Origin of the sequence: Methylobacterium sp. DB0501, from assembly GCF_011043735.1 — a bacterium.
Classification (GTDB): Bacteria; Pseudomonadota; Alphaproteobacteria; order Rhizobiales; family Beijerinckiaceae; genus Methylobacterium; species Methylobacterium alsaeris.
In genome coordinates this window covers 61662-87479 of record NZ_JAAKGV010000001.1, presented here as the reverse complement: position 1 = coordinate 87479, position 25818 = coordinate 61662, and the positions used below count along the sequence as shown (strand labels likewise).

The following is a 25818-nucleotide window of genomic DNA, read 5'->3' as shown; positions in this document are numbered from 1 at the left end:
GACGTAGAAGAGCGCCAACCCGCAACGGGCCTCAACGACGAAGGATCCAGCAGATGACCGACCACACCACCATCGAGGGCAAGGCCACCGAGATCGAGGCCTCCAAGGTCGAGGCCACCAAGGTCGAGACCGGCGCGGCCGGGACCGCGGCCTCCGCCGCCCCGCGCGCCCGGCCCCGCCGCGGCCTCCTCGTGGGCGCCGTCGCGGTGCCGCTGGCGCTCGGCGCCGTCGGCTTCTCCCTCGCCCAGCCGGCCCAGACCGCGCTGACCCCCGTCGCCCCGGTCGCCGTGAGCGCCCTCGCGCCCTCCGGCGCCATTGCCGCCAAGGGCGAGGTCGCCGAGATCTTCGGCAACAAGTTCATCCTCCAGGACGGCACCGGCCGGGCGCTGGTCGAGACCGGGCGGGCCGGGGAGGGCGGCACCCTCGTCGCCAAGGGCGAGAGCGTGACGGTACAGGGGCGGTTCGAGAACGGCTTCCTGCATGCCGGCGCGCTCACCCGCGCCGACGGCAGGACCGACTCCCTCCGCCCGGTCGGCCCGCCCCCCGGCGGCCTCGACTGGGCCAGGGACAAGGCCGGTCTCGGGCCGAGCGTCGACGTCCCGGCCCTCACCAAGGCGGTCACGGATGCCGGCTACACGGATGTCCGCGTCGCCGGCCGCGGGCCGCGGCACCTGGAGGTCGCCGCCAAGGGGCAGGACGGCAAGGAGCGGATGCTGCATGTCGGCTTCGACGGGCAGGTCCGGGAGAAGCGGGTGTTCTGAGGAAGGGAGAAGGGGTCGGACCGGCAGGGTCGGGTCCGACACCCTCCGCGTCATCCCGGGGCCGCGCGGCGGATTCCGGGATCCGTGAACGCCGAGATTCCAGGATGGAGCGGCACGCATTCCGCCGAATTCCATATTGCCGGCGATCATGGATCCCGGCCTCTCGCCCGCGGCGAGCCCCGGGATGAGATGGAGCTTCATAGGCGCGGTGAGTGCCCGATGGTTCTTGCCGATCGAGCGGGCGCTGCACCCCCCCTCACAAAGTCGCCAGCACACCCCCATCCACGTACAGGATCTGCCCGTTGACGAAGTCCGATGCCGCCGAGGCGAGGAAGATCGCCGCGCCCTGCAACTCCTCCACCCGGCCCCAGCGCCCGGCGGGGGTGCGGTTCTTCAGCCAGGCGTCGAATTCCGGGTTCTCGATCAGCGCCTGGTTCAGCGGCGTCGCGAAGTAGCCCGGACCGATGCCGTTCACCTGGAGGCCGTGGCGGGCCCAGTCGGTGCACATGCCCTTGGTCAGGTTCTTCACCGCGCCCTTCGAGGCGGTGTAGGGGGCGATCGAGTAGCGCGCCGCCTCGCTCTGGAGGCTGGCGATGTTGATGATCTTGCCGCGCTTGCGCGCGATCATGTGCCGGGCCACCGCCTGGCCGACATAGAACACGCTGTCGAGGTTGATCCGCATCAGCTCGTGCCAGGTCTCGACGGGATAGTCCTCGAGCGGTGCGCGGCGCTGGATGCCGGCATTGTTGACCAGGATGTCGACGGCGCCGATCTCGGCCTCGATCCGGTCCACCCCCGCCTTCACGGCAGCCGCATCCGACACGTCGAAGGCCGCGGCCTCGACGGTGAGGCCCTCTTCCCTCAAGCCGGCCGCGGCCGCATCGAGCTTGACCGGATCGCGGCCGTTGAGCACGATCGACGCCCCGGCACGGCCGAGGCCGAGCGCCAGCGACAGGCCGATGCCCTGGCTGGAGCCGGTCACCAGGGCGCGACGGCCCGACAGATCGAACAAGGCGGTCGACACAGGCGCTTCCTCTCCCTCGGCGCGTCGGGGGCCGTGAGGGCCGCTCCCGCGGTTGCGCTCGTGCCGCGAAGGAAGCATGGTGCCGGTACCAAGGCAAGCGGCATCCCGGCGCCCCGCGGCAAGGGAGCCCCAAGGGAGCCCCAAGGGAGCCCCAGGACGGGAGCCCGAGGGCAGGGAGCCCTAGGGAAGGAGACGACGCCCATGACGCTCGCCGCGCGCATTCACGCCGCCAAGGACCTGCGGATCGAGGCGATCACCCTGCGCGAGCCGGAGGCGGACGAGGTCGTGGTGGCGCTCGGCGCCGGCGGCATCTGCGGCTCGGATCTGTCCTATTACGGCAAGGGCCGGGTCGGCGACTTCTCGCTCCGCGAGCCGATGGTGCTCGGCCACGAGGTCGCCGGCACGGTGACCCGGGTCGGCCGCAGCGTCACGAGCGTCAAGCCCGGCGACCGGGTCGCGGTCGATCCGAGCCGGCCCTGCCTCGCGTGCGACTATTGCCGCGCCGGCCGCGCGAACCTGTGCCGCAACATGCGCTTCTTCGGGTCGGCGGCGATCTTCCCGCACGTCCAGGGCGGCTTCAGCGAGCACTTCCTCGCCCGCGCCGACCAGTGCGTGCCGATCCCCGACGCGATGCCGATGCGGGTCGCCGCCTGCGGCGAGCCGCTGGCGGTGGCGCTCCACGGAATCCGCCGGGCCGGCGAGCTGCTCGGCCGCCACGTCCTCATCGCCGGGGCCGGGCCGATCGGGCTCCTGTGCCTGATGGCGGCGAAGCTCGCGGGCGCCCGCCGGATCGTCTGCACCGACCTGTCGGACGCGCCGCTCGCCATCGCCCGCGAGATCGGTGCCGCCGAGACCATCAACGTCGCCGACGAGCCGGACCGGCTAGCCGCCTACGAGGCCGACAAGGGCACCTTCGACGTCGCGCTCGAAGCCACCGGCGCGCCGGCGGCCTTGGCCTCGCTGTTCCGGGTGGTGCGGCCGGGCGGCCGGGTGGTGCAGCTCGGCATGATGCCGCCCGGCGACGTGCCGGTGCCGGCCAACCTCCTGATGGCCCGCGAGATCGATTTCGTCGGCGCCTTCCGCTTCCACGAGGAGTACCGCACGGCGGTGGCGCTGCTCGCGGCCGGCCGCATCGACGTCGCGCCGATCCTCTCGGCCGAGCTGCCGATGTCCCGGGCCGACGAGGCCTTCGCGCTCGCCGGCGACCGTGCCCGGGCGATCAAGGTCCACCTCGCCTTCTAGGCACGGGCCTCGTGTCCGACCCGCGCCCCCCGGCCCGGCGGGCGCCGACGATGCGCGACGTGTCGCGCCTTGCCGGCGTCTCGCCGATGACGGTCTCGCGCACGCTCGCCGATCCCGGCCTCGTCTCGGAGGAGACGCGGGCGCGGGTGATGGCAGCGATCGATGAACTCGGCTACGTGCCGGATCGCGGAGCGGGGGGCCTGTCGTCGCGGCGCACCGGCTTCGTCGCCCTGATCGTCCCGACGCTGATCAACCCGAACTTCGCCGACACCGCCGCCGGCCTCACCGCGGCGATGCGCCCGCGCGGCTACCAGCCGCTCATCGGCTTCACCGGCTACTCGGTGGCGGAGGAGGAGGTGGTGCTGCGCGCGATGCTCTCGCGCCGCCCGGACGCGATCGTGGTCTCAGGCATGCACCGCTCGCAAATGGCCCGCGACCTCCTCGCCCGCGCCGGGGTGCCGGTGGTGGAGATCTGGGACCGGCCCGAGACGCCGATCGACCGGGCGGTCGGGTTCTCGAACTACGAGGTCGGCCGGCTCGCCGCGACGGCGCTGATCGACCGGGGGGCGACTCGCATCGCCGGCCTTGGGCCGGAGCGCACCGGCGAGGCCCGGGACTTTCGCGGCGAGGAGCGCCTGCGCGGCTTTCGCGACGGTCTGCTGGCGGCGGGGCTCGCCGACGACCTGATCCTGCATCACGGGCGGGTGGCGGGCGCCTTCGCGCACGGGGCCGAGGCGATGACGGCGCTCCTCGGTCGCGGCGGGGCCGACGCGGTGTTCCTCGTCTCCGACATCTCGACCTTCGGCGCGCTGATGGAGTGCCGGCGCCGCGGCATCCGGGTGCCGCAGGACGTGCAGCTCCTCGGCTTCGGCGATTTCGAGATCGGACGCCAATGCGTGCCGCGGCTCTCGACCATCGCGGTCGATCCCGTGGAGATCGGCCGGCGCACGGGAGAGATGCTGATCCGGCTCCTCGACGGCGAGACGGGGGAGCCGACGGTGGTCGATCTCGGGATCCGGCTGCTCCTGCGGGAAACGACGACCGGGTGAACCGGTCAGCTCAACCGCGGCTCCGCCGGCATGCGGGCCCGCAGCACCGGGGCGACGGCGTCCCGCTCGTCCTCGCGCGTGGCGTTGTGCGTCGCACAGGTCGGCTCGACCGGCGGGAACAGATCCTGCAAGCCGCGCGAGACGCCTGTGAGGACGGCGGCATAGGGGCCGACGAGGGAGGAGGGGGGAGCGTCGGCCTTGACGAATCGGGATCTGGACATGGAACGGTGCGAGCCTCGGGACGTGCGTTAACGCACTGCACCATGATTTGGTTCACGACCCACCCGGAGAGAATTCTCAAACCCGCGCGATGAGGGGATCGGGCGACAGAGGGTGTCCTGACACGCGGCTCCCCTCCCTTGGGGAAGCCTGGGGATTTCTCTCGTCGTCGACCGGGCCGTGCCGGCTCATGCCGGCGGCCCGAGATGCCGGTGTCAGCTGCGCGCCGTCGGCGCGATCAGCGTCTCGGTCGCCCCCGCCGGGTCCATGCCGATGCGGCCCCAGCCGGGCAGCTTCAGGGCCGGACGGCGCAGGTCGAGGCCGGCCACCGTCCCGAGGATGTTGACCTCGATCCCCTCGACCCAGCCCAGGGTGAGGCCGAGATAGCCCCTGCCTGAGAGCTGCACGCCGGTGCGGCTCGGCGTCCAGGCGATGAGGGTTTCCGAAAAATCCTTGCCCAAGGCCGTCGGCGGCAGCGCCACCGCGAGTTCCGGCACCGCCCGCAGCACGTGGGCCACGAAGGTGTTGGAGTTCGGCCCCGGCCAGGCGCTGTAGCTGCCGGCCGTCCGGTACGGATAGGTCGCGACCGCCTCGCGGATCCGCGGCACGGCGCGGGACGCCGCCTCGCCGTCGAGGGCGAGCACGACCTGCGGCGGGTTGCCGAACCAGCGCGCATCGGCCGCGTAGGCGTCGGTGCGCACCGGCAGGCCCCAGCCGACCACGTCGTAGCGGGTGTAGCGCGGGGCGCCCGCCTCCTTGACGACGATCCAGGTGTGGTGGGCGAAGATGCCCCGCCAGCGCCCGACGCGGGCGGCGTAGATCCGTACGCTGGCGTCCGGGGCCGCGGCGGCGGCGGGCAGGAGCCGGGCGCTCGACCAGTCGGCGGTGGCCCAGTCGGGGGCGAGGTCGTCGCGGCTCCACCACCACAGGGCGTGGGTGGCGAGCGGCAGAAGGAACAGGAGGATGAGCGCGAGCACGAGCATGCGCGCGACCCAGGCCAGGGCGAGGAGCATCGCCGCAAGATGGTCCTCCGAGCGTGGCGGCGCAACCGGCGGAGCCATCCGCCGTTCTTGTACGAACCGGAGCCGCACGAGACCGTTATCGGCGGGCAAGTGTACTGTGGACCGGTATGGGAGGGCGTGATGGCCGAGGTGAAACGGGTGCTGGACGCCCTGGTGCGCAGCCGCCGCGGTGGGCTCGCGGCTTCCGCCGCTCTCGGCGGGCTGGCGCTGATCACCGGGCTCGCCCTGCGGGCGACCCAAGGTGAGGCATCCACTGGCGAGGCACCTGCTGGCGAGGCACCTGCTGGCAAGGCACCTGCCGGTGGGGTACCGGCGGCCGATCCGGTGGGAATGCCGTTCGTGGCCGGGTCGCTCAGCGACGACGACGCGACGCTCTGCCTGCGCATCATGGTCTCGGCCTCGGCGGCCGACGGGGTGATCGATGCCCGCGAGCGCGGGCGCCTCGACGCGGCGGTGGCCGAATCCGGCCTCGACCTCGCCGGTCGTCAATGGCTCGCCCGCGAGCTCGAGGACCCGGCGACGATCGACGAGATCGCCGACCGGGTGCAGAACCCCGAGACCGGTGCTCACGTCTACGCGGCGGCCCGTCTCGCCATCGATCCCGACACGATGCAGGAACGCACCTTCCTGCGGATGCTGGCCGAGGCCCTCGATCTCGACGAGGATGCGGTCGCCCGGGTCGAGACCGGACTCGCGGCCTGATCGGGGACATGTCGCCATGCTTTCCGACGGCCGGCAGGCCCTCGAACTGCTCGCCCGCCTCGGCTACGGCGCCCGCGGCGTCACCTACTGCCTCGTCGGCGGCCTCGCGATCCTGGCGGCGATCGGCGTCGGCGGCCAGACCGGGGGCAGCCGCAGCGCGCTCCTGATCCTGCTGGAGCGGCCCTTCGGCTGGGTCCTGCTCGGGATCGTCGCGTTCGGCCTCGGCGCCTTCGCGCTCTGGCGGGTGGTCGAGGCGCTCACCGATGCCGACGGCTACGGCCGCTCGGCCAAGGGCCTGGCGACCCGGGCCGGGCACCTCGTCAGCGGCATCACCTATGGCGGCCTCGGATTCTCGATGATGCTGGCGGCCCTCGGGCGCGGCACCGCCCGCCGGGCCGAGGACCAGGGCGCCCGCGACTGGACCGCCTGGCTGCTGCAGCAGCCCTTCGGACAGTGGCTCGTCGGCGCGGTCGGGCTGATCGTCATCGGCGCCGGCCTCGCCTTCGCGTGGAAGTCCTGGAAGGGCGACGTGTGCAAGCGCCTGTCGGTGCCGCACGATGCCCGCGACTGGGTGCGCCATGTCGGCCGCTTCGGCTACGCCGCCCGGGCGCTGACCTTCGGGCTGATCGGCGGCTTCCTGATCGCGGCGGCCCTCGCCAGCCGGTCGAGCGAGGTCAAGGGCCTCGGCGGCGCGCTCCAGGCCCTGCGCGGCGAACCCTATGGCTGGATCCTGCTCGGCCTCACCGCCGCGGGCCTCGCGGCCTTCGGGGTGTTCGGCCTCGTCCAGGCCCGCTACCGCCGCATCGACCCGCCGGACCTCGACGCGGCGCGCCGCGCCGTGAAGGATATCGCCGGATAGACCGCCCCGGAGGAGACGCCATGGACGCGCCGCTGCCGCTCGACACCGAGTTCCTGTTCCGCATCGCCCTGACGGTCGGCGCGCCGCAAGCGATCGGCGCCTCCCGCGGCACCGACCTGCGGGTCGTGCCGGTCACCGGCGGCACCGTCTCCGGCCCGCGTCTCACGGCCGAGGTGCTGCCCGGCCCGGCCGGGGACTGGCTGCGGGTCGAGCCCGACGGCACCACGCATCTCGACGTGCGCCTGACGTTGCGGGCGTCGGGCGGCGCCCTCGTCTACTGCCGGTATACGGGCTTGCGCGCCGGCCCGCCGGAGGTGCTGGCCCGCCTCGGCCGCGGCGAGAGGGTGCCCCCGGATGCGTATTACTTCCGCACCGCGCTTCGCTTCGAGACCGGGGCGGCGGATCTCGCCTGGCTCAACCGGATCGTCGCCGTGGGCGTGGGGCAGAGACTGCCGGAGGGCCCGGTCTACGATGTGTACGGGGTGAGGTGAGGCGGCGCCGAGATGCATGGTGTCCATCCCGGGTTCCGCTTTCGCGGCCCCGGGACGGCAACGGAGACTGTAGAGGGGCTGGTGAAAACGGACGGGCCGCCGTTCAGCGCCGGTTCCCGTCCAGGAACGCCCCGATCCGCTCCAGCGCCCGCGAGATGTTCTCCGCCGAGTTGGCATAGGACAGGCGCAGGTAGCCCTCGCCGTGGACGCCGAAATCCGGACCGCCGATCGTGGCGACGCCGGCCTCCTCCAGGAGGGCCGAGGCGAGCGCCTTGGCCTTCCAGCCGGTCTCGGCGATGTTCGGGAAGGCGTAGAAGGCGCCCTTCGGGGTGATGCAGGACACGCCCGGCAGCCGGTTCAGGCCCTCGACCACCAGGAGGCGGCGGCGGTCGAACTCGGCCATCATCGCGGCGACGCAATCCTGCGGCCCGTCGAGGGCAGCGATCCCGGCCCATTGCGTCGCGGCGTTGACGCAGGAGAACGAGTTCACCGCGAGCTTGCGGGCCGCGTCGTAGAGCGGTGCCGGCCAGACCGACCAGCCGAGGCGCCAGCCGGTCATCGCGTAGGTCTTGGAGGCGCCGTCGAGGTAGATCAGCCGGTCGCGGATCTCCGGATAGGCGAGCAGCGTGTGGTGGCGCTCGCCGTCATAGGTCATCGTGCCGTAGATCTCGTCCGATAGGATCGTCACGTCGGGATGGGCGGCCAGACCCGCCACCAGCTTGTCGATCTCGGCCTTCGGCGTCACGCCGCCGGTCGGGTTGGCGGGGGAGTTCAGGATCAGCAGGCGGGTGCGCGGGGTGATGAGGCCCAGCGTCTCCTCGGCCGAGAAGGCGAAGCCGTTCGCCTCGCGGATCGGCACCGGCACCGGCGTCGCGCCGGTGAACTCGATCATCGAGCGGTAGATCGGGAAACCCGGATCCGGATACAGGATCTCGGCCCCCGGCTCGCCGAACATCAGGATCGCCATAAACATGGTGACCTTGCCGCCCGGCACGATCATCACGCTGTCGGGCGAGACCTGGACGCCGAGGCGCCGGTCGAGGTCGCGCGACACCGCCTCGCGCAAGGGCAGGATGCCGGTCGCCGGGGTATAGCCGTGGTGCCCGTCGTGGAGGGCCTTCACCGCCGCCTCGACCACGTGGGGCGGGGTCGGCATGTCGGGCTGGCCGATGCCGAGATTGATCACGTCGCGGCCGGCCTGGGCGAGCGCCGTGGCGCGGGCGAGCACCGCGAAGGCGTTCTCCTCCCCGATGCGCGAGAAGGCGGGGACGATGGGCATGGCGGTCTCTCGTTTCCTCGGACAGTCCGGGGCGGGGCGTCGAGGCCCCGCCTTTCGATCCCGCGGCGTTCCGGTGCCGTCGGGACGGATCGATCAGCGCGGCGTGTTGCGCTCGGCGAGCCGGCTGACGCCGAACGAGAGCGCGCCGCCGATGACGATCAGGATGATGCCGGTCTTGATCGCCGCCCAGAGCAGCGAGCGCTCGATGCCCTCGTCGGTGAGCATGATGATCAGGCAGACGATGACCGGGATCGACACCACGATGGCGATCGGCACCAGCGGGTTGGACGTCTTCTCTTGGCTCACAGGCGGCTCCCCCGAACGATCGAGCGGTATGGTTCAGCCGGCCTCATAGCACCGCTCCCCCGCGTTGCGACAGCGCCCGCATGATAAACTTTGGGCCCGTCGGGGTCGCAGGCCGCGGGGGCCCGGGCATGCGCGGCGCGGTGTTGCCTTCCTGCACCGGCCGGGTCCATAGCTTCCCCGGAACGGTTCTCGACAAGAACGATCTCGGGAAGGACGACCCTGCCATGGCCCCGACGCCGCGCCCCCGCATCGACGCCAGCCGCCTGCGTTCGCGCCTCTGGTTCGACAACCCGGACAACCCGGGCATGACCGCGCTCTACCTCGAGCGCTACCTCAATTTCGGCCTCACCGTCGGCGAGCTGCGCGGCGGCAAGCCCTTGATCGGCATCGCCCAGACCGGCTCGGACCTGTCGCCCTGCAACCGCCACCACCTCGAGCTCGCCAAGCGCGTGCGCGAGGGCATCACGGCGGCGGGCGGCGTGGCCTTCGAGTTCCCGTGCCACCCGATCCAGGAAACCGGCAAGCGGCCGACCGCCTCGCTCGACCGCAACCTCGCCTACCTGTCCCTGGTCGAGGTGCTGTACGGCTATCCCCTCGACGGCGTCGTGCTGCTCACCGGCTGCGACAAGACCATGCCGGCCTGCCTGATGGCGGCGGCCACCGTGAACATCCCGACGATCTCGCTCAATGTCGGCCCGATGCTGAACGGCTGGAGCCGCGGCGAACGCACCGGCTCGGGCACCGTGGTGTGGAAGGCCCGCGAGCGCCACGCCGCCGGCGACATCGACTACCAGCAGTTCCTCGACATCGTGGCCTCCTCGGCGCCCTCGGACGGCCACTGCAACACGATGGGCACCGCCTCGACCATGAACGCGCTGGCCGAAGCGCTCGGCATGGCGCTGCCGGGCTCGGCGGCGATCCCCGCCCCCTACCGCGAGCGCGGACAGGCCGCCTACGCCACCGGCCAGCGCATCGTCGACATGGTGTGGGAGGATCTGAAGCCCTCCGACATCCTGACCCGCGAGGCGTTCGAGAACGCGATCGTCGCCAACACCGCCATCGGCGGCTCGACCAACGCGCCGATCCACATCAACGCCATCGCCAAGCTGATCGGCGTGCCGCTCTCCTGCGACGACTGGGAGCGCGTCGGCTACGACATCCCGCTCCTCGTCAACATGCAGCCCGCCGGCCAGTATCTCGGCGAGGAATATTATCGCGCCGGCGGCCTGCCGGCGGTGATGTCGGAGCTGCTCGAGGCCGGCAAGCTTCACGCGGACGCGCTCACCTGCAACGGCAAGACCGTGGCGGAGAACTGCACCGGCGCCCATACATGGGACCGCGACGTCATCAAGCCCTACGGCGAGCCGATGCGCGAGCGCGCCGGGTTCCTCAACCTCAAGGGCTCGCTGTTCGATTCGGCGATCATGAAGACCAGCGTGATCAGCCGCGAGTTCTACGACCGCTACCTTGCCAACCCCGAGGACCCCTACGCCTTCGAGGGTAAGGTCGTGGTGTTCGACGGGCCGGAGGACTACCACCACCGCATCGACGATCCGGCGCTCGAGATCGACGAGCACACGGTGCTGATCATGCGCGGCGCCGGGCCGATCGGCTATCCGGGCGCGGCCGAGGTCGTAAACATGCAGCCCCCGGGCGAGCTGATCCGCCGCGGTGTGCTGTCGCTGCCCTGCATCGGCGACGGGCGCCAGTCCGGCACCTCGGGAACCCCCTCGATCCTCAACGCCTCGCCGGAGGCGGCGGCCGGCGGCGGCCTGGCGCTCCTCCAGAACGGCGACCGGGTCCGGATCGACCTCAACAAGCGCACCGCCGACATCCTGCTCCCCGAGGAGGAGATCCGCCGCCGCCGCGAGGACCTGACCGCCCGGGGCGGCTACCCCTACCCGGCGAGTCAGACCCCGTGGCAGGCGATCCAGCGCGCGATGGTCGACCAGCTCTCCGAGGGCATGATCCTCAAGGGCTCGGAAGCCTTCCAGCGCATCGCGCAAGTCCACGGCGTGCCGCGCGACAACCACTGATGCCCCTGGGTCACCCCGCGCGGTGACCCCTCGGCGCGACTCTTGGCCGGGCTCCTCGCGGAGCCCGGTTTACAGCCGCGCTCGCGGCGTGTGAGGAAGGATCCGGACACAAGGGAGGGGAGCCCCGATGACCGATCTCGCCGCACGCCGCGCCGCCTTCCGGCGCCTGCATGAATCCGGCTGCTTCGTGATGCCGAACCCGTGGGACATCGGCACCAGTCGCTACCTCGCGGCGATGGGGTTTCCGGCGCTCGCCACCACCAGTTCCGGCTTCGCCTTCACCCGCGCCCTTCCCGATACCGACTGGGCGGTGCCCCTCGACGCGATGCTCGCCCACATCGCCGAGATCGTCGCTGCCACCGACCTGCCGGTGAACGCCGATTTCGAATCGGGTTACGCCCACGACCCCGAGGGCGTCGCCCGCAACGTCGCGTCTTGCGTCGCCACCGGCGTCGCCGGCCTGTCGATCGAGGACGCCACCGGCGATCCCGCCCGGCCGCTCTACGACATCCAGGAGGGCGCGGAGCGCATCCGCGCCGCCCGGGCGGCGATCGACGCGTCCGGCGCCGACGTGATGCTGACCGGCCGGGCCGAATGCTACCTCACCGGCCATGCCGACCCGCTGCCCGAGGCGATCCGCCGGCTCCAGGCCTATGCCGAGGCCGGGGCCGACGTCGTCTACGCCCCCGGGCCGAAGCGCCGGGAGGAGATCCGGACGCTCGTCGAGGCGCTGGCGCCGGTGCCGGTCAACATCCTGATGAGCACCAATCCGGGCCTCAAGGTCGCCGACCTCGAAGGCCTCGGCGTGCGCCGGATCAGCGTCGGCTCGTCGCTGGCGCGGGCGGCCTGGACCGGCTTCATCCGGGCGGCACGGCGCATCCACGACGAGGGCAGCTTCGGCGGCTTCGACGGCTCGGTCAGCTTCTCCGAGATCAACAATTTCTTCCGCCAAGATCTCAAGAGCCGAGACCTGAAGGAACGGGATCCCGCATGAGCCCCGATCGCGATCCCGTCACCGGCCTGCCGATCGGCCACCCCGTCGCGCTCACCGGACCGGCGCCCGGTCCGGAGCGGGTGCGCCTCGACGGGCGCCAAGTCACGATCGTCCCGCTCGACGCCGAGGCGCACGGGGCGGATCTCGCCGAGGGCGCGGTCGGCCCCGGCAGGGAAGCCCTGTGGCAGTACATGGCGACCGGGCCGTTCGACGACCGCGAGAGCTTCCGGGCCTATCTCGCGGCCTGTGAAGCCTCCGCCGATCCCCTGTTCTACGCTATCCTCGACGCGCGGACCGGCAAGGCGATCGGCCACGCCTCGCTGATGCGGATCGACCGGACCAACCGGGTGATCGAGGTCGGCAACATCCTGTACACCCCGGCCTTGCAGCGCACGCCCGGCGCCACCGAGGCGATGCGGCTGCTCGCCGGCTATGTCTTCGACCTCGGCTATCGCCGCTACGAGTGGAAGTGCAACGCCCTCAACGCGCCCTCGCGCCGGGCGGCCGAGCGTTACGGCTTCTCCTACGAGGGGCTGTTCCGCCAGGGCATGATCGTCAAGGGCCGCAACCGCGACACCACGTGGTTCTCGATGCTCGACGGCGAGTGGCCGCAAATCCGACAAGCCTTCGACCGCTGGCTCGCTCCGGCCAACCTCGACGGCGGCCAGCGCTTGCGCCTCGGCGCGCTCAACCGGACGACGATTCCCGGAGCGGCCTTGCGCCGGGCGACCGCCGCCGACGAAGCCGCCCTCGCGGCGCTCCAGGAGGCGGCCTACGCGCCGAACCGCCCGCTCCTCGGGGTCGAGCCGGTGCCGCTCCTCACGCCGGCCGCCGAGGTGCTGGCGCGCTACGAGGTCTGGCTCGCCGACCATGACGGGACACCCGCCGGCGCCCTGGTGCTCGATCCGGAGCCCGATCACCTGATGGTCTGGAGCGTGTCGGTCGATCCGGCGCGCCAGGGCGGCGGCCTCGGCAACGCGCTGCTGGCGGCGGCCGAGGCGCGGTCGCGGGACCTCGACCTGTCAGAGCTCCGGCTCTACACCGGGGACAAGCTCGCGCGGAACATCGACTGGTACGCGCGGCGGGGCTACGCCACCGCGCGGGTCGAGGATCTGCCGGACCGGCGCCTGGTGCATATGCACAAGCGCCTCGCCTGAGACGGCGGGACACGACAAGCCCCGCCAACGAGCGGGCAGGACAACATCACGGGAGGACAGACAATGGCGGGACGGCTGACGGGCAAGCGCGCGGTCGTGACGGCGGCGGGGCAGGGAATCGGCCGCGCCATCGCGGCGGCATTCCTGGCCGAGGGGGCCGAGGTGCTGGCGACCGATCTCGACGCGGGCAAGCTCGACGGGCTGAACGGCGCCGAGGCCTTCTCCCTCGACGTGCGCTCGGAGGCGGCGATCGCGGACTTCGCCGGGCAGGCCGGGCCGGTGGACGTGCTGGTGAACGCCGCCGGCTTCGTCCATCACGGCACCATCCTCGACTGCACCGACGCCGAGTGGGAGCTGGCCTTCGACCTCAACGTGCGCTCGATGCACCGCACCATCCGGGCCTTCCTGCCCGGCATGCTGGAGCGCGGCAATGGCTCGATCGTCAACATCGCCTCGGCGGTCGGCGCCGACGCCACCGCGCCGAACCGCTACGTCTACGGCGCCTCGAAGGCGGCGGTGGTCGGCCTGACCAAGGCGGTGGCGCGGGACTTCATCCGCAGCGGCGTGCGGGCGAACGCGATCTGCCCCGGCACGATCCAGTCGCCGTCCCTCGACGAGCGCATCGCGGCGCTCGCGGAGATGAACAAGACCTCGGTCGAGGCCGCCCGCCAGGCCTTCATCGACCGCCAGCCGATGGGCCGGCTCGGCACCCCGGAGGAGATGGCCTTGCTCGCCGTCTACCTCGCCTCCGACGAATCCCGCTTCACCACCGGCCAGACCCACGTCGCCGATGGCGGCTTCACGCTCTGACGACGGCGAAAGGGGCACTCCCATGCATATCCTCATCCTCGGCGCCGCCGGCATGGTCGGCCGCAAGCTCCTCGACCGGCTGGTCAAGGACGGCTCCCTCGGTGGCGAGACCATCTCGCGCCTGACCCTGCACGACGTAGTGCCGCCCGAGGCACCCGCCGGGACGACGATTCCGGTCGCCGCCTCGGCCTCCGACTTCTCCGACCCCGGCGAGGCCGAACGCCTGGTCGCCGAGCGGCCGGACGTGATCTTCCACCTCGCCGCCATCGTGTCGGGCGAGGCCGAGGCCGATTTCGACAAGGGCTACCGCATCAACCTCGACGGCACGCGGCGCCTCTACGACGCCGTGCGGGCGATCGGCGAGGGCTACAAGCCCCGCTTCGTCTTCACCTCCTCGGTGGCGGTGTTCGGCGCGCCGATGCCGGAGCCGATCCCCGACGAGTACCTGACGGCGCCGCTCACCAGCTACGGCACCCAGAAGGCGATCGGCGAATTGCTGCTCTCCGACTATTCGCGCCGCGGCATCTTCGACGGGGTCGGCATCCGGTTGCCCACCATCTGCGTGCGGCCGGGCAAGCCCAACAAGGCGGCGTCGGGCTTCTTCTCCGGCATCATCCGCGAGCCCCTGGCCGGCCAGGAGGCGATCCTGCCGGTCTCCGACCAGGTCCGCCACTGGCACGCCTCGCCGCGCTCGGCGGTCGGCTTCCTGATCCACGCCGCGACGATCGACACCAAGCGGCTCGGCGACCGCCGCAACCTGACCATGCCGGGCGTCGGCGCCACCGTGGCCGAGCAGATCGAGGCCCTGCGCCGCGCCGCCGGCGACGCGGCGGTGGCCCGCATCCGCCGCGAGCCCGATCCCACCATCGAGCGCATCGTCGCCGGCTGGCCCCGCACCTTCGACACGCGGCGGGCGCTGGACCTCGGCTTCAAGGCCGAGCCCGACTTCGACGCCATCGTGCGGGCGCATATCGAGGACGAGCTGGGCGGCAAGGTGCCCGCGTAGACCGCTTCCCCTCCCCCCCTGTGGGGAGGGGAAGCGGTTCGACGATCGGCATTTAAAACCTTTCCCACGCACAAAAAGAAGCGGGCGGCACTCGCGTGCCGCCCGTTCTCAATTCCCGATGAAGGAAGCTCAGCCGCGCTGGGCCACCGTCACGTAATCGCGCTTCGGCTCGCCGGTATAGAGCTGGCGCGGGCGGCCGATCTTCTGGGACGGATCCTCGATCATCTCGGCCCACTGGCTGATCCAGCCGACGGTGCGGGCGAGCGCGAACAGCACCGTGAACATCGAGGTCGGGAAGCCCATCGCCTTCAGGGTGATGCCCGAATAGAAGTCGATGTTCGGATAGAGCTTCTTCTCGATGAAGTACTCGTCCTTGAGGGCGATCTGCTCCAGCTCCATCGCAACGTCGAGCAGCGGATCGTCCTTGATGCCGAGCTCGCTCAGGACCTCGTGGGTGGTCTTCTGCATGATGCGGGCGCGCGGGTCGTAGTTCTTGTAGACCCGGTGACCGAAGCCCATCAGGCGGAAGGGATCGTTCTTGTCCTTCGCCTTGGCGACGTACTCGCCGACGCGCTCAGGCGTGCCGATCTCGGCCAGCATCTTCAGCGCCGCCTCGTTGGCGCCGCCATGGGCGGGGCCCCACAGGCAGGCGATGCCGGCGGCGATGCAGGCGAAGGGGTTGGCGCCCGAGGAGCCGGCCAGACGCACCGTCGAGGTCGAGGCGTTCTGCTCGTGGTCGGCGTGCAGGATGAAGATCCGGTCGAGCGCCCGCGACAGGACCGGGTTGGGCTGGTACTCCTCGCACGGCACCGCGAAACACATCCGCAGAAAGTTCGAGGTGTAATCGAGGTCGTTCTTCGGATAGATGAAAGGCTGGCCAATCGTGTACTTGTACGCCATGGCCGCCAGCGTCGGCATCTTGGCGATCATGCGCATGGAGGCGACCATGCGTTGCTTCTCGTCCGTAATGTCGGTCGAGTCGTGGTAGAAGGCCGAGAGCGCGCCGACCGAGGCGACCATGACGGCCATCGGGTGGGCGTCGCGGCGGAAGCCCTGGAAGAACCGGTTCATCTGGTCATGCACCATGGTGTGGCGCGTGACGCGGTAGTCGAAATCGGCCTTCTGGGCCGCGGTCGGCAGCTCGCCGTACAGCAGCAGGTAGCAGGTCTCGAGGAAGTCGCCGTGCTCGGCCAGCTGCTCGATCGGGTAGCCGCGATACAGCAGCACGCCCTCGTCACCGTCGATGTAGGTGATCTTCGATTCGCAGGACGCCGTCGAGGTGAAGCCCGGGTCGTAGGTGAACTGGCCGGTCTGCGCGTAGAGCTTGCTGATGTCGATGACGCTCGGACCGATCGTGCCGGCCTTGGTGGGCATCTCGATCGCGCGGCCGTTCACCGTGAGGGTGCTGGGGGGGAGGCTCATGGGGTTGCGGACCCTTTCCATCAACGTGACTGAGCGTCGGCGCCTTTCCAACCGCGGCCCCCGGTGCAGGGCGGCGACTTTGCTGCGGGTGCTCACTCGCCGTCCGGGTTAGCGGATCGACGCACCGGCATCAACCACGGCTCCCCGCCCGGATGACAGAATTCAGATTCTGTTCAGGGGTCGTCGGGGCGGCCCCCGCGAAGGTGAATTCGCGGGGGCCGCACGGAAGAGTTGTGCCGCGAGCGGAAGCTTCCTTCCTGCCTCAGGCGGCGGCTTTCTTCTTGCCTCAGGCGAAGGCCTGCACCCGCAACCGCTCCAGGCTCTCCTCGCGGCCGAGCACCGCCATCACGTCGAAGAGCGGCGGCGAGGTCGTCCGGCCGGTGAGAGCCGCCCGCAGGGGCTGGGCCACCTGCCCGAGCTTGACCCCGGCGCTCTCGGCGAATTGCCGCACTGCACCCTCGGTCGAGGCGGCGGACCACTCGTTGAGGGCCTCGAGATGGGGAAGCGCCCCGGCCAGCCGCTCGCGGCCGCCATTGCCGAGGAGGCCGGTCGCCTTCTCGTCGAGGGCGAGCGGGCTGGCATAGAGGTAGTAGGCGCTGCCGACGAGCTCGATCAGGGTCTTGGCGCGCTCCTTCAGGCCCGGCATCGCGGCGATGAAGCGCTCGCGCAAGGCGGGATCGAGCGGCGCCGAGAGGCCCCAGCGCGCTCCTTGCGTCGGCAGGACCGCCTCGATCGCCTGGACCAGCGCCTCGTCCGACGACGAGCGGATGTAGTGGCCGTTCAGGTTCTCGAGCTTGGCGAAGTCGAACCGGGCCGGCGAGCGGCCGACCTGGGCGAGATCGAAGGCGGCGATCATCTCCTCGGTCGAAAAGATCTCCTGGTCGCCGTGGCTCCAGCCGAGGCGCACCAGGTAGTTGCGGAGCGCCGCCGGCAGGTAGCCGAGGTCGCGATAGGCATCGACCCCGAGCGCGCCGTGGCGCTTCGAGAGCTTCGCCCCGTCCGGCCCGTGGATCAGCGGGATGTGCGACATGTTCGGCACGTGCCAGCCGAGCGCCTGGTAGATCTGGGTCTGGCGCGCACCGTTGGTCAGGTGGTCGTCGCCGCGGATGATGTGGGTCACGCCCATGTCGTGGTCGTCCACCACCACCGCCAGCATGTAGGTCGGCGTGCCGTCCGAGCGCAGCAGGACGAGGTCGTCGAGGTCCTTGTTCTGCCACACGACGCGGCCCTGCACCGCGTCCTCGACCACGGTCTCACCCTCGGTGGGGGCACGGAGCCGGATGACCGGCTTGACGCCGGCCGGGGCCTCGGACGGATCGCGGTCGCGCCAGCGGCCGTCGTAGCGGATCGGCCGGCCCTCGCGCCGGGCGGCCTCGCGCATCTCGGTCAGCTCCTCGGGCGTGGCGTAGCAGTAATAGGCCCGGCCGGCGGCGAGCAGCCCCTCCGCCACCTCGCGGTGACGGGCGGCGCGGGCGAACTGGTAGACCACGTCGCCGTCCCAATCGAGGCCGAGCCAGGCCAGCCCGTCGAGGATCGCGTCGATGGCCCCTTGCGTCGAGCGCTCGCGGTCGGTGTCCTCGATGCGCAGCAGCATCCGCCCGCCGTGGCGGCGGGCATAGAGCCAGTTGAACAACGCCGTGCGACCCCCGCCGATGTGGAGGAAGCCCGTGGGCGACGGCGCAAAGCGGGTGACGACGGAGGACATGCGCGACGAGAACCGGGTGAGAGCGAAAAAACGGTGTGGCCGGGGCCGTTAGGGCAGGGTCGGCTGAGTCGACCCACCGGCGCCGGGTCCTGTAGCATGCGCGAGACGAGCCGTTAAGAAACCGTCTCCCGGGTCGATCGTTCGCCGCGACCGCGGGGACGCGCGCGGAATCGTCACCGGAATCGTGGCATCGGGACGCGGGGATGGCGGGGCCGGGAGCAGGAACGGGAGTCGTGGTGCGCGGCCTGCGCGCACTGCCGGCGCCCGTGCTGCTGCTGCCGGCGCTCGGCGGCTGGGTCTCCGGCAGCCTTGCCGCGGAGGCCGCGCAGCGCCGGTTGTTTCCCTGGCTCGCCGTGGCGTTCGGGGCCGGGGCGCTCGCGTTCCTCACGCTGGCCGACGGGGCCGTGTTCCTGCCCGCGCCCCTCGGCACCGGCCTCGCGCTGGCGGGTGCCGCGGTCGCGCTGCGGGCCCGGGCGGTGGCGCCGGCCCTGCTGCTCGCCGCCGCCTTCCTGTTCCTCGGCTTTACCGCCGCGGCGTACCGCACGGCGAGCGTCGCCGCGCCGAGGCTCACCCGCACGGTGATCGCGCCGCTCCACGGCTTCGTCGAGGCCCTGGAGGAGCGCGAGGAGGGCGCGCGCCTGGTGGTGCGGGTCGCGCGGCTCGGCGAGTTGCCGGCGGCCGAGCGCCCGGTCCGGGTGCGGGTCTCGTATCGCCGCGCCGACGGCCTCAAGCCCGGCGACTACATCGAGGCCAAGGCCCGCCTGCTCCCGCCGCCGGAGCCGGCCCGGCCGGGCGGCTACGATTTCGCCCGGGACGCCTATTTCCGCGGCATCGGTGCCGTCGGCTCGCTCCTCGGCTCCGCCGCGGTCAAGCCCCCGCCCGAGCCGGCGCCGCTGGGCTTGAGGCTCGCCGCCGGCCTGGACGAGGCCCGCAACGCGCTGACCCGCCGCATCGCCGAATCCAACGGCGGCCAAGGCGGCATCACCCAGGCGGGCGCGGTGGCGGCGGCCCTCGTCACCGGCAAGCGCGGCCTCATCGACCAGGACACCAACGACGCCCTGCGGGCGGCCGGAATTTACCACGTCGTTTCCATCTCCGGATTACACATGGTGCTCGCCGCCGGCGTGGTGTTCTGGCTCGCCCGGGCGCTCCTCGCCCTGGTGCCGGGGCTGGCCCTCGCCTGGCCGATCAAGAAGATCGCCGCCGGCCTCGCCATGCTGGGGGTCACCGGCTACTGCGCCTTCTCGGGATGGGACCTCGCCGCCGAGCGCTCGCTGGTGATGACCCTGGTGATGCTCGGCGCCATCCTGGTCGACCGGCCGGCGCTCAGCCTGCGCAACCTCGCCCTCGCCGCCCTGATCTCGCTGGCCCGCGAGCCCGAGGGGCTGCTCGGGCCCAGCTTCCAGATGTCGTTCGGCGCGGTCGCCGGGCTCATCGCCTGCGCGCGGCTGATCGAGGGGCGCCTGTGGAACCCGGAGGGCGGTGGGCCGATCGCCCGGGGGCTCGCCTGGCTGCTCGCCACGGTGATCGGCACGCTCGCCACCACGCTCGTGGCGCAGGTCGCCACCGCGCCCTTCGCCACCTACCACTTCCAGACCGTGCAGCCCTTCGGCCTCGTCGGCAACGCGCTGACCCTGCCGCTCGTCTCGCTGGTGGTGATGCCGGCGGCGGTGCTCGGCATCCTGGCCCATCCCTTCGCCCTCGACCGGCCGGTCTGGTGGACGATGGGGCTGGCCGTGCGCGGCATGATCGACATCTCGGCCTGGATCGAGGGCTTCGACCGCGCCACATTGGTGGTGCCGGCCTTCGGCGCGGGCGCCCTCGGGCTGATGACGGTGGCGTTGCTGCTGCTGGTGCTGCCGGTCTCGGGGTTGCGCTGGCTCGGCCTCGCCCCCGGCCTCGTCGGCCTCGCGCTGGCGGCAAGCCCGGTGCGGCCCGACCTCTACGTCGACCGCGAGGGCGGCGGCGCGGCCCTGCGCGGGGCCGACGGGCGCCTCGTCGTGCTGGGCAAGCCCCCCGCCTTCGTGCTGGAGCAATGGTTGAAGGCCGACGGCGACGGCCGCTCCCGCGACGATCCCGGCCTGAGCGCGGGCGCGCGGTGCGACAAGCTCGGCTGCGTCGGCCACGGGCCGCAGGGCGTCAGCGTGGCCCTGGTGCGCGACAAGCGCGCCTTCCCGGAGGATTGCGCCCGCGCGACCGTGGTGGTCACCCGGCTCGAGGCGCCGCCGGGTTGCGCGGCGGCCACGATCCTCGACCGGACGTTCCTGGCGGCGCACGGCTCCACGACCCTGCGCTTCACGGCCGACGGTCCGGTGATCGAGACGGCCAAGCGGCCGGGCGAGGGGCGGCCGTGGCGGCCGGCGCTGGTCGTGACGGCGGCGGCTCCGCCGAAGCCGGTCGCGCCGGGGCCGAACGTGGCGCCCGGGCCGGCGACCCCTGTACCGTCACCGGACGCCGAGGAGGCGGAGGTTCAGGCCGAGCCTTGATGGCCCGATCCACCTTGGCGGCCTGTCGACAAGCCGGACGATGCCGCCCGGCCGGGCCGATCCATCCTACGGCATCAGCTTGAGCGCATCGGCGAAGAAGTCCGGCCCGCCGAAATTACCCGACTTGAGCGCCAGCCACATGTCGCGGTCGGTGGTGCGCAGGACCGGCACGCCGGCGGCGATCTCGGGGCCGACGCGGAAGGCCGGCAGGCCGAGGCGGTCGACCACGGCGCCGGAGGTCTCGCCGCCCGCCACCACCAGGCGGCGCACCCCGTGGGCCACCAGCCCCTCGGCGATCCGCGCCATCGCGGCCTCGATGGCGTGGCCGGCGGCGTCGCGGCCGTAGCGGGCCTGGACGGCCGCGACGTCCTCGGGCCCGGCGCTGCTGGCGATCAGCACCGGACCGTCGCCGACCCGCTCCATCGCCCAGGCGAGCGCGGCGCCGGCCTCGTCCTCGCCGGCGAGCAGCCGCGCCGGATCGAGGCGGCGCACCGGCATGGCGGCCTCGGCCTTCGCGATCTGCCCGAGGGTCGCCTGCGAGCAGCTGCCGGCGAGGCAGGCCGCCGGGCCGCCGATGGCGGGGCCGAGATCGGCCTCCGCCGCCGCCGGGGCGACGCGGCCCGCCGCCACCAGGGCGCGGGCGAGCCCGAGGCCGAGGCCCGAGGCGCCGGTCGAGACCTTGCGGGTCAGCGCGGCGGCGCCGAGCACCGCGAGGTCGCGGTCGAGCACCGCGTCGGCGATGGCCGCCCCCTTGCCCTCCTTCGCCAGCGCGTCGAGCCGCGCGCTCACGGCTTGCGCACCTTGGGCCACCGTCGCCAGATCGATGAGCCCGACCTCTCCCCGGCTCTGGCGCGCCAGCACCCGCACGAGGTTCGAATCCCGCATCGGGTTGAGCGGGTGGTCCTTCAGCGGGCTCTCGGCGAGCGGCACCGCGCCGACGAAGAGGTGCCCGAGATAGACCGTGCGCCCGGTCTCCGGGAAGGCCGGGGTGACCAGCGCGATCGCCTCGCCGGCATCGTCGCGCAGCGCATCCGTCACCGGGCCGATATTGCCGGCATCGGTCGAATCGAAGGTCGAGCAGACCTTGAACAGCAGGTGGCCGGCGCCCCTCGCCTTCAGCCACGCGGCGGCCTCGCGCGACCGCGCCACCGCCTCGCCGGCCGGGATCGACCGGCTCTTGAGCGAGACCACCACGGCGTCGACCTCGGGGAGGGTCAAGTCGTCCGCCGGCACCCCGATGGTCTGGACCGTGCGCAGGCCCGCCTTGGTCAGGGTGTTGGCGAGGTCGGAGGCGCCGGTATAGTCGTCGGCGATGCAGCCCAGCGCGAGGGTCATGTCCGTGCTCCCTTGTACGGAGCGAACCAGCCGAGCCCGTCGCGCGTGCCGGCCCGCGGGTTGTACTCGCAGCCGATGAAGCCGTCATAGCCGAGCCGGTCGAGCTCGGCGAACAGGAAGGCGTCGTTCATCTCGCCGCTGCCGGGCTCGTGCCGCTCCGGCACGCTCGCGGTCTGGACATGGCCGATCATCGGCATCAGGGCGCGCAGCCGCATCGTCACGTCGCCGTGCAGGATCTGGCAGTGGTAGAGGTCGAACTGCAATTTCAGGTTCGGCAGCGCCAGCGCGCCGATCAGGTCGGCGGCGTAACCGAAATCGTTGAGGAAGTACCCCGGCATGTTGCGGGCGTTGATCGGCTCGAGGACGAGGTCGAGCCCTTCCTGTCCCAGGCGCTCCGCCGTCCAGGCGACGGCGCGGCGGTAGGAGTCCTGCGCCTGGGCGTCGGTCCGGTCGGCCATGCCGGCCATCAGGTGCAGGCGCTTGACGCCGGTGGCGCGGGCGTAAGCCAGCGCCGTCTCGACGCCGCCCTTCAGTTCCTCGAACCGGTCGGGCAGGGCCGCGAGGCCGCGCTCGCCCGCCGCCCAGTCGCCGGGCGGCAGGTTGAACAGGGCCTGGGTCAGGCCGTGCGCCGTCAGGCGCTCGCCGATCGCCTCCGGCGGGTGCTCGTAGGGGAACAGGAACTCGACCGCCTCGAACCCGGCCTCCGCGGCCTGCGCGAAGCGATCGAGGAACGGGACTTCGGTGAACATCAGGGTCAGGTTCGCGGCAAAGCGCGGCATGAGGATCCTCCCTTGTTCGGCGCCGGCGGCCTGGCCCTGAACTCGGTCCGTCGACCGGGCGCCCACGTTGCTTGACCCCCTCCGCGTCGTCATCCCGGGCTCCGCTGCGCGGCCCCGGAACGACGCGGAGGGGTCGGTCCTATCGATGGAGGCCGACCGGCCTCAGCCCGCCCCGCCCGGCAGGGCGGTGCCCGTCACCTGGGCGTAGATCCGCGCCACCGAGGCGTCGTCGTCGCGGCCCATGCCGGCGCCGGCGGCCATCAGGAACATCTGAAGCGCCGCGGCCGCCACCGGCACCGGGAATTTCTGGGAGCGCGCCATGTCCTGGACGATGCCCAGATCCTTGACGAAGATGTCGACCGCGCTGCGCGGCGCGTAATCGCCGTCGAGCACGTGCGGCATCCGGTTCTCGAACATCCAGGAATTGCCGGCCGAGGCCGTAATCACCTCGTAGACCTTGCGCAGGTCCAGGCCCTGGCGGGCCGCGAAGGTCATCGCCTCGCTCGCCGCGGCGATGTGCACGCCGGCCAGCAGCTGGTTGATCATCTTGAACGCCGCGCCCTGGCCGGCGGCGTCGCCGAGCTCGTAGAGCTTGGCCGCCATGGCGTCGAGGGCGGGCTTCGCCTGCGCGAACGCGGCCGCGCTGCCCGAGGCCAGGATCGTCAGCTCGCCCTGCGCGGCGCGCTGGGCGCCGCCGCTGATCGGCGCGTCGAGGTAGTGCCGGCCGGTGGCTTCCAGCCGGCCGGCGAGGCGACGGGCGATCTCCGGATCCATCGTGGCGCAGGAGACGAACACCGCGCCCGAAGGCATCGCCGCGGCGACGCCGTCCGGCCCGAACAGGACCGCCTCGGTTTGCGCCGCGTTGACGACGACGCAGACCACGATGGCCGCATCCGCCGCGGCCTCGGCCGGGCTCGCGGCCCCGCGCCCGCCCTCGGCGGAGAAGCGCGCCACGTTGTCGGCGGCCACGTCGCTGCCGGCGACGTCGAGGCCGGCCCGGCGCAGGGCCTGCGCCATGCCGTAACCCATCGAGCCGAGGCCGATCACCGCGACGCGGGCAGGTGTGTCGCTCATGCCGTTTCCTCCTTCAGACCGCTCGCGCGGCCCGATACTCACGCGATCTGACGCCGCGCCGTCGTCCCCGGCTCTAGCAAGATTTGGCAGCGCTGCCAATCCGGACCACAGGTGCGTTGAGCCGGCCGGGGAACCGTGACATCGTGGCCGTCCCGAGCGTCCGTGACAAGGTGCCGGGAGGGACCGGGAGGACGCATGGACGAGGGCGGCAACGAGGCCTTCGCGGCCCAGGACGAGACCCTGCGGGATGCGGCGTTTTCCGATGGCGCCGTCCGGCGCCCGATCACCCTGGCGGACGTCGCCCGCGAGGCGCGGGTCGGCGAGAGCACGGTCTCGCGGGTGCTGCGCAGCCACGGCTCGTTCTCGGAGAAGACCCGGGCCCGGGTCGAGGCGGCGGTGTCGCGCCTCGGCTACGTGCCGAACCGCATCGCCGGGACGCTCGCCTCCACCGGGTCGCGGCTGATTGGCATCGTCATCCCGTCGCTGACCAACATCGTCTTCCCCGACCTCCTGCGCGGCGCCACCGCGGCGCTCGAGCAGGAGGGCTTCCAGTCGGTCATCGCCGTCACGGATTACGACCAGGACCGCGAGGAGGCGGTGGTCGGCTCGCTCCTCAGCTGGCGCCCGGCCGGGCTGATCGTCACGGGGCTCGAGCACAATCCCGGCACGCGGCGCCGGCTCGTGGCGAGCGGCGTGCGGGTCGCCGAACTCCTCGACACCGACGGGCCGGGGCTCGACATCGTGGTCGGCTATTCCAACCGCGCCGCCGGCGAGGCGAGCGCCCGCCACCTCGCCGGCCGCGGCTACCGCCGCATCGGCTATATCGGCCACGACCTTTCCAAGGATAAGCGCGCCGCCAAGCGCTACGCCGGCTTTCGCGACGGCCTCAACCAGGCCGGGCTGGCGCTCGCCGGCGAGGAGCGGGTGGCGAGCCCGTCCTCGGTCGAGGCCGGCCGGCACGGGCTGGAGGCGTTGCTCGCCCGTGTCCCGGATCTCGACGCGGCCTATTTCTCGAACGACGACATGGCGCTCGGCGGCTATTTCCACTGCCTCGCCCACGGTCTCCCGGTGCCGGGACGGCTCGCGCTGTTCGGCTATAACGGCCTCGACGTCGGCCGGCTGATGCCGCAGCCGCTCGCCACCATCCGCACCCCGCGGGTCGAGGCGGGCGCGACGGCGGCGCGGCTCCTGTGCACCGGAGCGCCGGGGACGGTGGTGGATCTCGGCTTCGAGCTGATCGAGGGAGCGACCGCGTGACGGATGTGTCGAGTTCAAGCGAAACCGCCTTGCGGGAGGCGATCTGCCGCTTCGGCCGCTCGCTGTTCGAGCGCGGCCTGACCCCCGGCTCGTCGGGCAACATCTCGCTGCGGCTCGACGACGGCGGCTGGCTGGTGACGCCGACCAACGCCTCCCTGGGCTTCCTCGACCCGGCCCGGATCTCCCGCCTCGACCGCGACGGCCGTCTCCTCTCGGGCGACAAGCCGACCAAGGAGATCCCGCTCCACGGCGCCCTCTACGACAGCCGGGCCTCGGCCCGGGCGATCGTCCACCTCCACTCCACCCATGCCGTCGCGGTCTCGATGCTGCCCGAGATCGATCCCCGCGCCGTGCTGCCGCCGCTGACCCCCTACAGCCTGATGCGCGCCGGCGCGGTGGCCCTGGTGCCGTATTTCCGCCCCGGCGACCCGGCGGTGGCGGATGCGATCCGGGGGCTCGCCGGGCAATATTCCTCGGTGCTGCTCGCCAATCACGGACCCGTGGTGGCCGGCGACACCCTGGAGGCGGCGGTCTTCGCCACCGAGGAGCTGGAGGAGACCGCCAAGCTCTACCTGCTCCTGCGCAACCTCAACCCGCGCCACCTGACCCCGGCCCAGGTGCAGGACCTGGTGAGCCATTTCGGGTTGACGCTGCCGGAGCATGGGCACGAGCATTGAGTCCTGCACGATGCATGAGGGCGGCAGACGACCATCGTCGCAGATGGGGCATGGATCGTAGGGCGTCCCCTTTGCCGGACCTCCTTCCGCTGACGCTCCGGTCGTGCGGGAAAGGGGAGAGGCTCG

The 25818-nt window shown here is 72.1% G+C and carries 24 protein-coding genes; 14 read left to right on the top strand and 10 right to left on the bottom strand.

The genetic code is table 11. The features are described 5' to 3' along the window. Nucleotides 1-53: 53 nt before the first annotated feature. Nucleotides 54-761 (top strand): DNA-binding protein, encoded by a 708-nt coding sequence (locus G4G93_RS00415; protein ID WP_165080148.1) that lies wholly within the window; start codon nucleotides 54-56, stop codon nucleotides 759-761. A gap of 256 nt (nucleotides 762-1017) precedes the next feature. Here G4G93_RS00415 and G4G93_RS00410 read toward each other — a convergent pair whose 3' ends face one another. Continuing rightward, entirely contained in the window at nucleotides 1018-1785 is a 768-nt protein-coding gene (locus G4G93_RS00410) for an SDR family oxidoreductase (protein ID WP_312891586.1), read from the bottom strand. A 201-nt stretch (nucleotides 1786-1986) separates the two neighbouring features. Between G4G93_RS00410 and G4G93_RS00405 the strand changes: the two genes are divergently transcribed. Both G4G93_RS00405 and G4G93_RS00400 read left to right on the top strand, forming a co-directional pair. After that, nucleotides 1987-3027, top strand: a complete 1041-nt coding sequence (locus tag G4G93_RS00405) for an L-idonate 5-dehydrogenase (RefSeq protein WP_165080144.1) — start codon at nucleotides 1987-1989, stop codon at nucleotides 3025-3027. Between the two features lie 50 nt (nucleotides 3028-3077). Beyond that, nucleotides 3078-4076, top strand: a complete 999-nt coding sequence (locus tag G4G93_RS00400; protein WP_165081278.1) for a LacI family DNA-binding transcriptional regulator — start codon at nucleotides 3078-3080, stop codon at nucleotides 4074-4076. Nucleotides 4077-4081: 5 nt separating this feature from the next. On the opposite strand, the gene G4G93_RS00395 is transcribed toward G4G93_RS00400, so the two are convergent. Further along, a complete protein-coding gene (locus tag G4G93_RS00395; protein ID WP_165080142.1) occupies nucleotides 4082-4297 on the bottom strand; it encodes a hypothetical protein in 216 nt (71 codons plus the stop codon). A 213-nt stretch (nucleotides 4298-4510) separates the two neighbouring features. Continuing rightward, entirely contained in the window at nucleotides 4511-5308 is a 798-nt protein-coding gene (locus tag G4G93_RS00390; protein ID WP_165081276.1) for a DUF3750 domain-containing protein, read from the bottom strand. 129 nt (nucleotides 5309-5437) lie between these two features. On the opposite strand from G4G93_RS00390, the gene G4G93_RS00385 reads away from it, so the two are divergent. Genes G4G93_RS00385 through G4G93_RS00375 form a run of 3 tightly spaced genes read left to right on the top strand, consistent with a single transcriptional unit; the run spans nucleotide 5438 to nucleotide 7369 of the window. Further along, nucleotides 5438-6019 carry a tellurite resistance TerB family protein gene (locus G4G93_RS00385; RefSeq protein ID WP_165080140.1) on the top strand — a complete coding sequence of 194 codons (582 nt, stop codon included), beginning with the start codon at nucleotides 5438-5440 and terminating at the stop codon, nucleotides 6017-6019. Between the two features lie 16 nt (nucleotides 6020-6035). Next, nucleotides 6036-6878 carry a DUF1206 domain-containing protein gene (locus G4G93_RS00380; RefSeq protein WP_165080138.1) on the top strand — a complete coding sequence of 281 codons (843 nt, stop codon included), beginning with the start codon at nucleotides 6036-6038 and terminating at the stop codon, nucleotides 6876-6878. Between the two features lie 20 nt (nucleotides 6879-6898). Then, nucleotides 6899-7369 (top strand): DUF3237 domain-containing protein, encoded by a 471-nt coding sequence (locus G4G93_RS00375; protein WP_165080136.1) that lies wholly within the window; start codon nucleotides 6899-6901, stop codon nucleotides 7367-7369. 103 nt (nucleotides 7370-7472) lie between these two features. On the opposite strand, the gene G4G93_RS00370 is transcribed toward G4G93_RS00375, so the two are convergent. Both G4G93_RS00370 and G4G93_RS00365 read right to left on the bottom strand, forming a co-directional pair. Then, entirely contained in the window at nucleotides 7473-8648 is a 1176-nt protein-coding gene (locus G4G93_RS00370; RefSeq protein WP_165080134.1) for a pyridoxal phosphate-dependent aminotransferase, read from the bottom strand. 93 nt (nucleotides 8649-8741) lie between these two features. Then, nucleotides 8742-8954: a hypothetical protein gene (locus tag G4G93_RS00365; protein ID WP_165080132.1), complete on the bottom strand. Its 213-nt coding sequence runs from the start codon at nucleotides 8952-8954 to the stop codon at nucleotides 8742-8744. Between the two features lie 224 nt (nucleotides 8955-9178). Between G4G93_RS00365 and G4G93_RS00360 the strand changes: the two genes are divergently transcribed. The 5 genes from G4G93_RS00360 to denD all read left to right on the top strand — a co-directional run bounded on the left by G4G93_RS00360 (nucleotide 9179) and on the right by denD (nucleotide 14957). After that, entirely contained in the window at nucleotides 9179-10990 is a 1812-nt protein-coding gene (locus tag G4G93_RS00360; RefSeq protein ID WP_165080130.1) for an IlvD/Edd family dehydratase, read from the top strand. Nucleotides 10991-11117: 127 nt separating this feature from the next. Then, nucleotides 11118-11984 (top strand): oxaloacetate decarboxylase, encoded by an 867-nt coding sequence (locus G4G93_RS00355; protein WP_165080128.1) that lies wholly within the window; start codon nucleotides 11118-11120, stop codon nucleotides 11982-11984. Next, nucleotides 11981-13141, top strand: coding sequence for a GNAT family N-acetyltransferase (locus G4G93_RS00350; protein ID WP_165080126.1), 1161 nt, complete (start codon nucleotides 11981-11983; stop codon nucleotides 13139-13141). Before G4G93_RS00355 ends, G4G93_RS00350 begins: the two co-directional genes overlap by 4 nt. Before the next feature lie 63 nt (nucleotides 13142-13204). Continuing rightward, nucleotides 13205-13951 carry an SDR family oxidoreductase gene (locus G4G93_RS00345; RefSeq protein WP_165080124.1) on the top strand — a complete coding sequence of 249 codons (747 nt, stop codon included), beginning with the start codon at nucleotides 13205-13207 and terminating at the stop codon, nucleotides 13949-13951. Between the two features lie 22 nt (nucleotides 13952-13973). Beyond that, entirely contained in the window at nucleotides 13974-14957 is a 984-nt protein-coding gene (denD, locus tag G4G93_RS00340; RefSeq protein WP_165080122.1) for a D-erythronate dehydrogenase, read from the top strand. Between the two features lie 129 nt (nucleotides 14958-15086). Here the strand turns inward: denD and gltA are convergent, their stop codons facing one another. Together gltA and gltX are read right to left on the bottom strand one after the other, a co-directional pair. After that, nucleotides 15087-16379 carry a citrate synthase gene (gltA, locus tag G4G93_RS00335; protein ID WP_165080120.1) on the bottom strand — a complete coding sequence of 431 codons (1293 nt, stop codon included), beginning with the start codon at nucleotides 16377-16379 and terminating at the stop codon, nucleotides 15087-15089. Nucleotides 16380-16665: 286 nt separating this feature from the next. Next, complete coding sequence (gltX, locus tag G4G93_RS00330; protein ID WP_165080118.1) at nucleotides 16666-18084, bottom strand: glutamate--tRNA ligase; 1419 nt, start codon at nucleotides 18082-18084, stop codon at nucleotides 16666-16668. Nucleotides 18085-18287: 203 nt separating this feature from the next. Between gltX and G4G93_RS00325 the strand changes: the two genes are divergently transcribed. Further along, a complete protein-coding gene (locus tag G4G93_RS00325; protein WP_165080116.1) occupies nucleotides 18288-20570 on the top strand; it encodes a ComEC/Rec2 family competence protein in 2283 nt (760 codons plus the stop codon). 66 nt (nucleotides 20571-20636) lie between these two features. Here the strand turns inward: G4G93_RS00325 and otnK are convergent, their stop codons facing one another. From otnK to ltnD, 3 genes are all read right to left on the bottom strand, one after another. After that, nucleotides 20637-21905: a 3-oxo-tetronate kinase gene (gene otnK, locus G4G93_RS00320; RefSeq protein ID WP_165080114.1), complete on the bottom strand. Its 1269-nt coding sequence runs from the start codon at nucleotides 21903-21905 to the stop codon at nucleotides 20637-20639. Continuing rightward, nucleotides 21902-22684, bottom strand: a complete 783-nt coding sequence (gene otnI, locus G4G93_RS00315) for a 2-oxo-tetronate isomerase (protein ID WP_165080112.1) — start codon at nucleotides 22682-22684, stop codon at nucleotides 21902-21904. The genes otnK and otnI overlap by 4 nt, the downstream gene beginning before the upstream one ends. A gap of 162 nt (nucleotides 22685-22846) precedes the next feature. Beyond that, on the bottom strand, nucleotides 22847-23758 hold the full coding sequence (gene ltnD, locus G4G93_RS00310) for an L-threonate dehydrogenase (RefSeq protein ID WP_165080110.1): 912 nt from the start codon (nucleotides 23756-23758) through the stop codon (nucleotides 22847-22849). Nucleotides 23759-23953: 195 nt separating this feature from the next. Between ltnD and G4G93_RS00305 the strand changes: the two genes are divergently transcribed. Then, nucleotides 23954-25015, top strand: coding sequence for a LacI family DNA-binding transcriptional regulator (locus tag G4G93_RS00305; protein ID WP_165080108.1), 1062 nt, complete (start codon nucleotides 23954-23956; stop codon nucleotides 25013-25015). Between the two features lie 5 nt (nucleotides 25016-25020). Then, on the top strand, nucleotides 25021-25692 hold the full coding sequence (locus tag G4G93_RS00300) for an aldolase (protein ID WP_165081274.1): 672 nt from the start codon (nucleotides 25021-25023) through the stop codon (nucleotides 25690-25692). Nucleotides 25693-25818 lie beyond the last annotated feature (126 nt).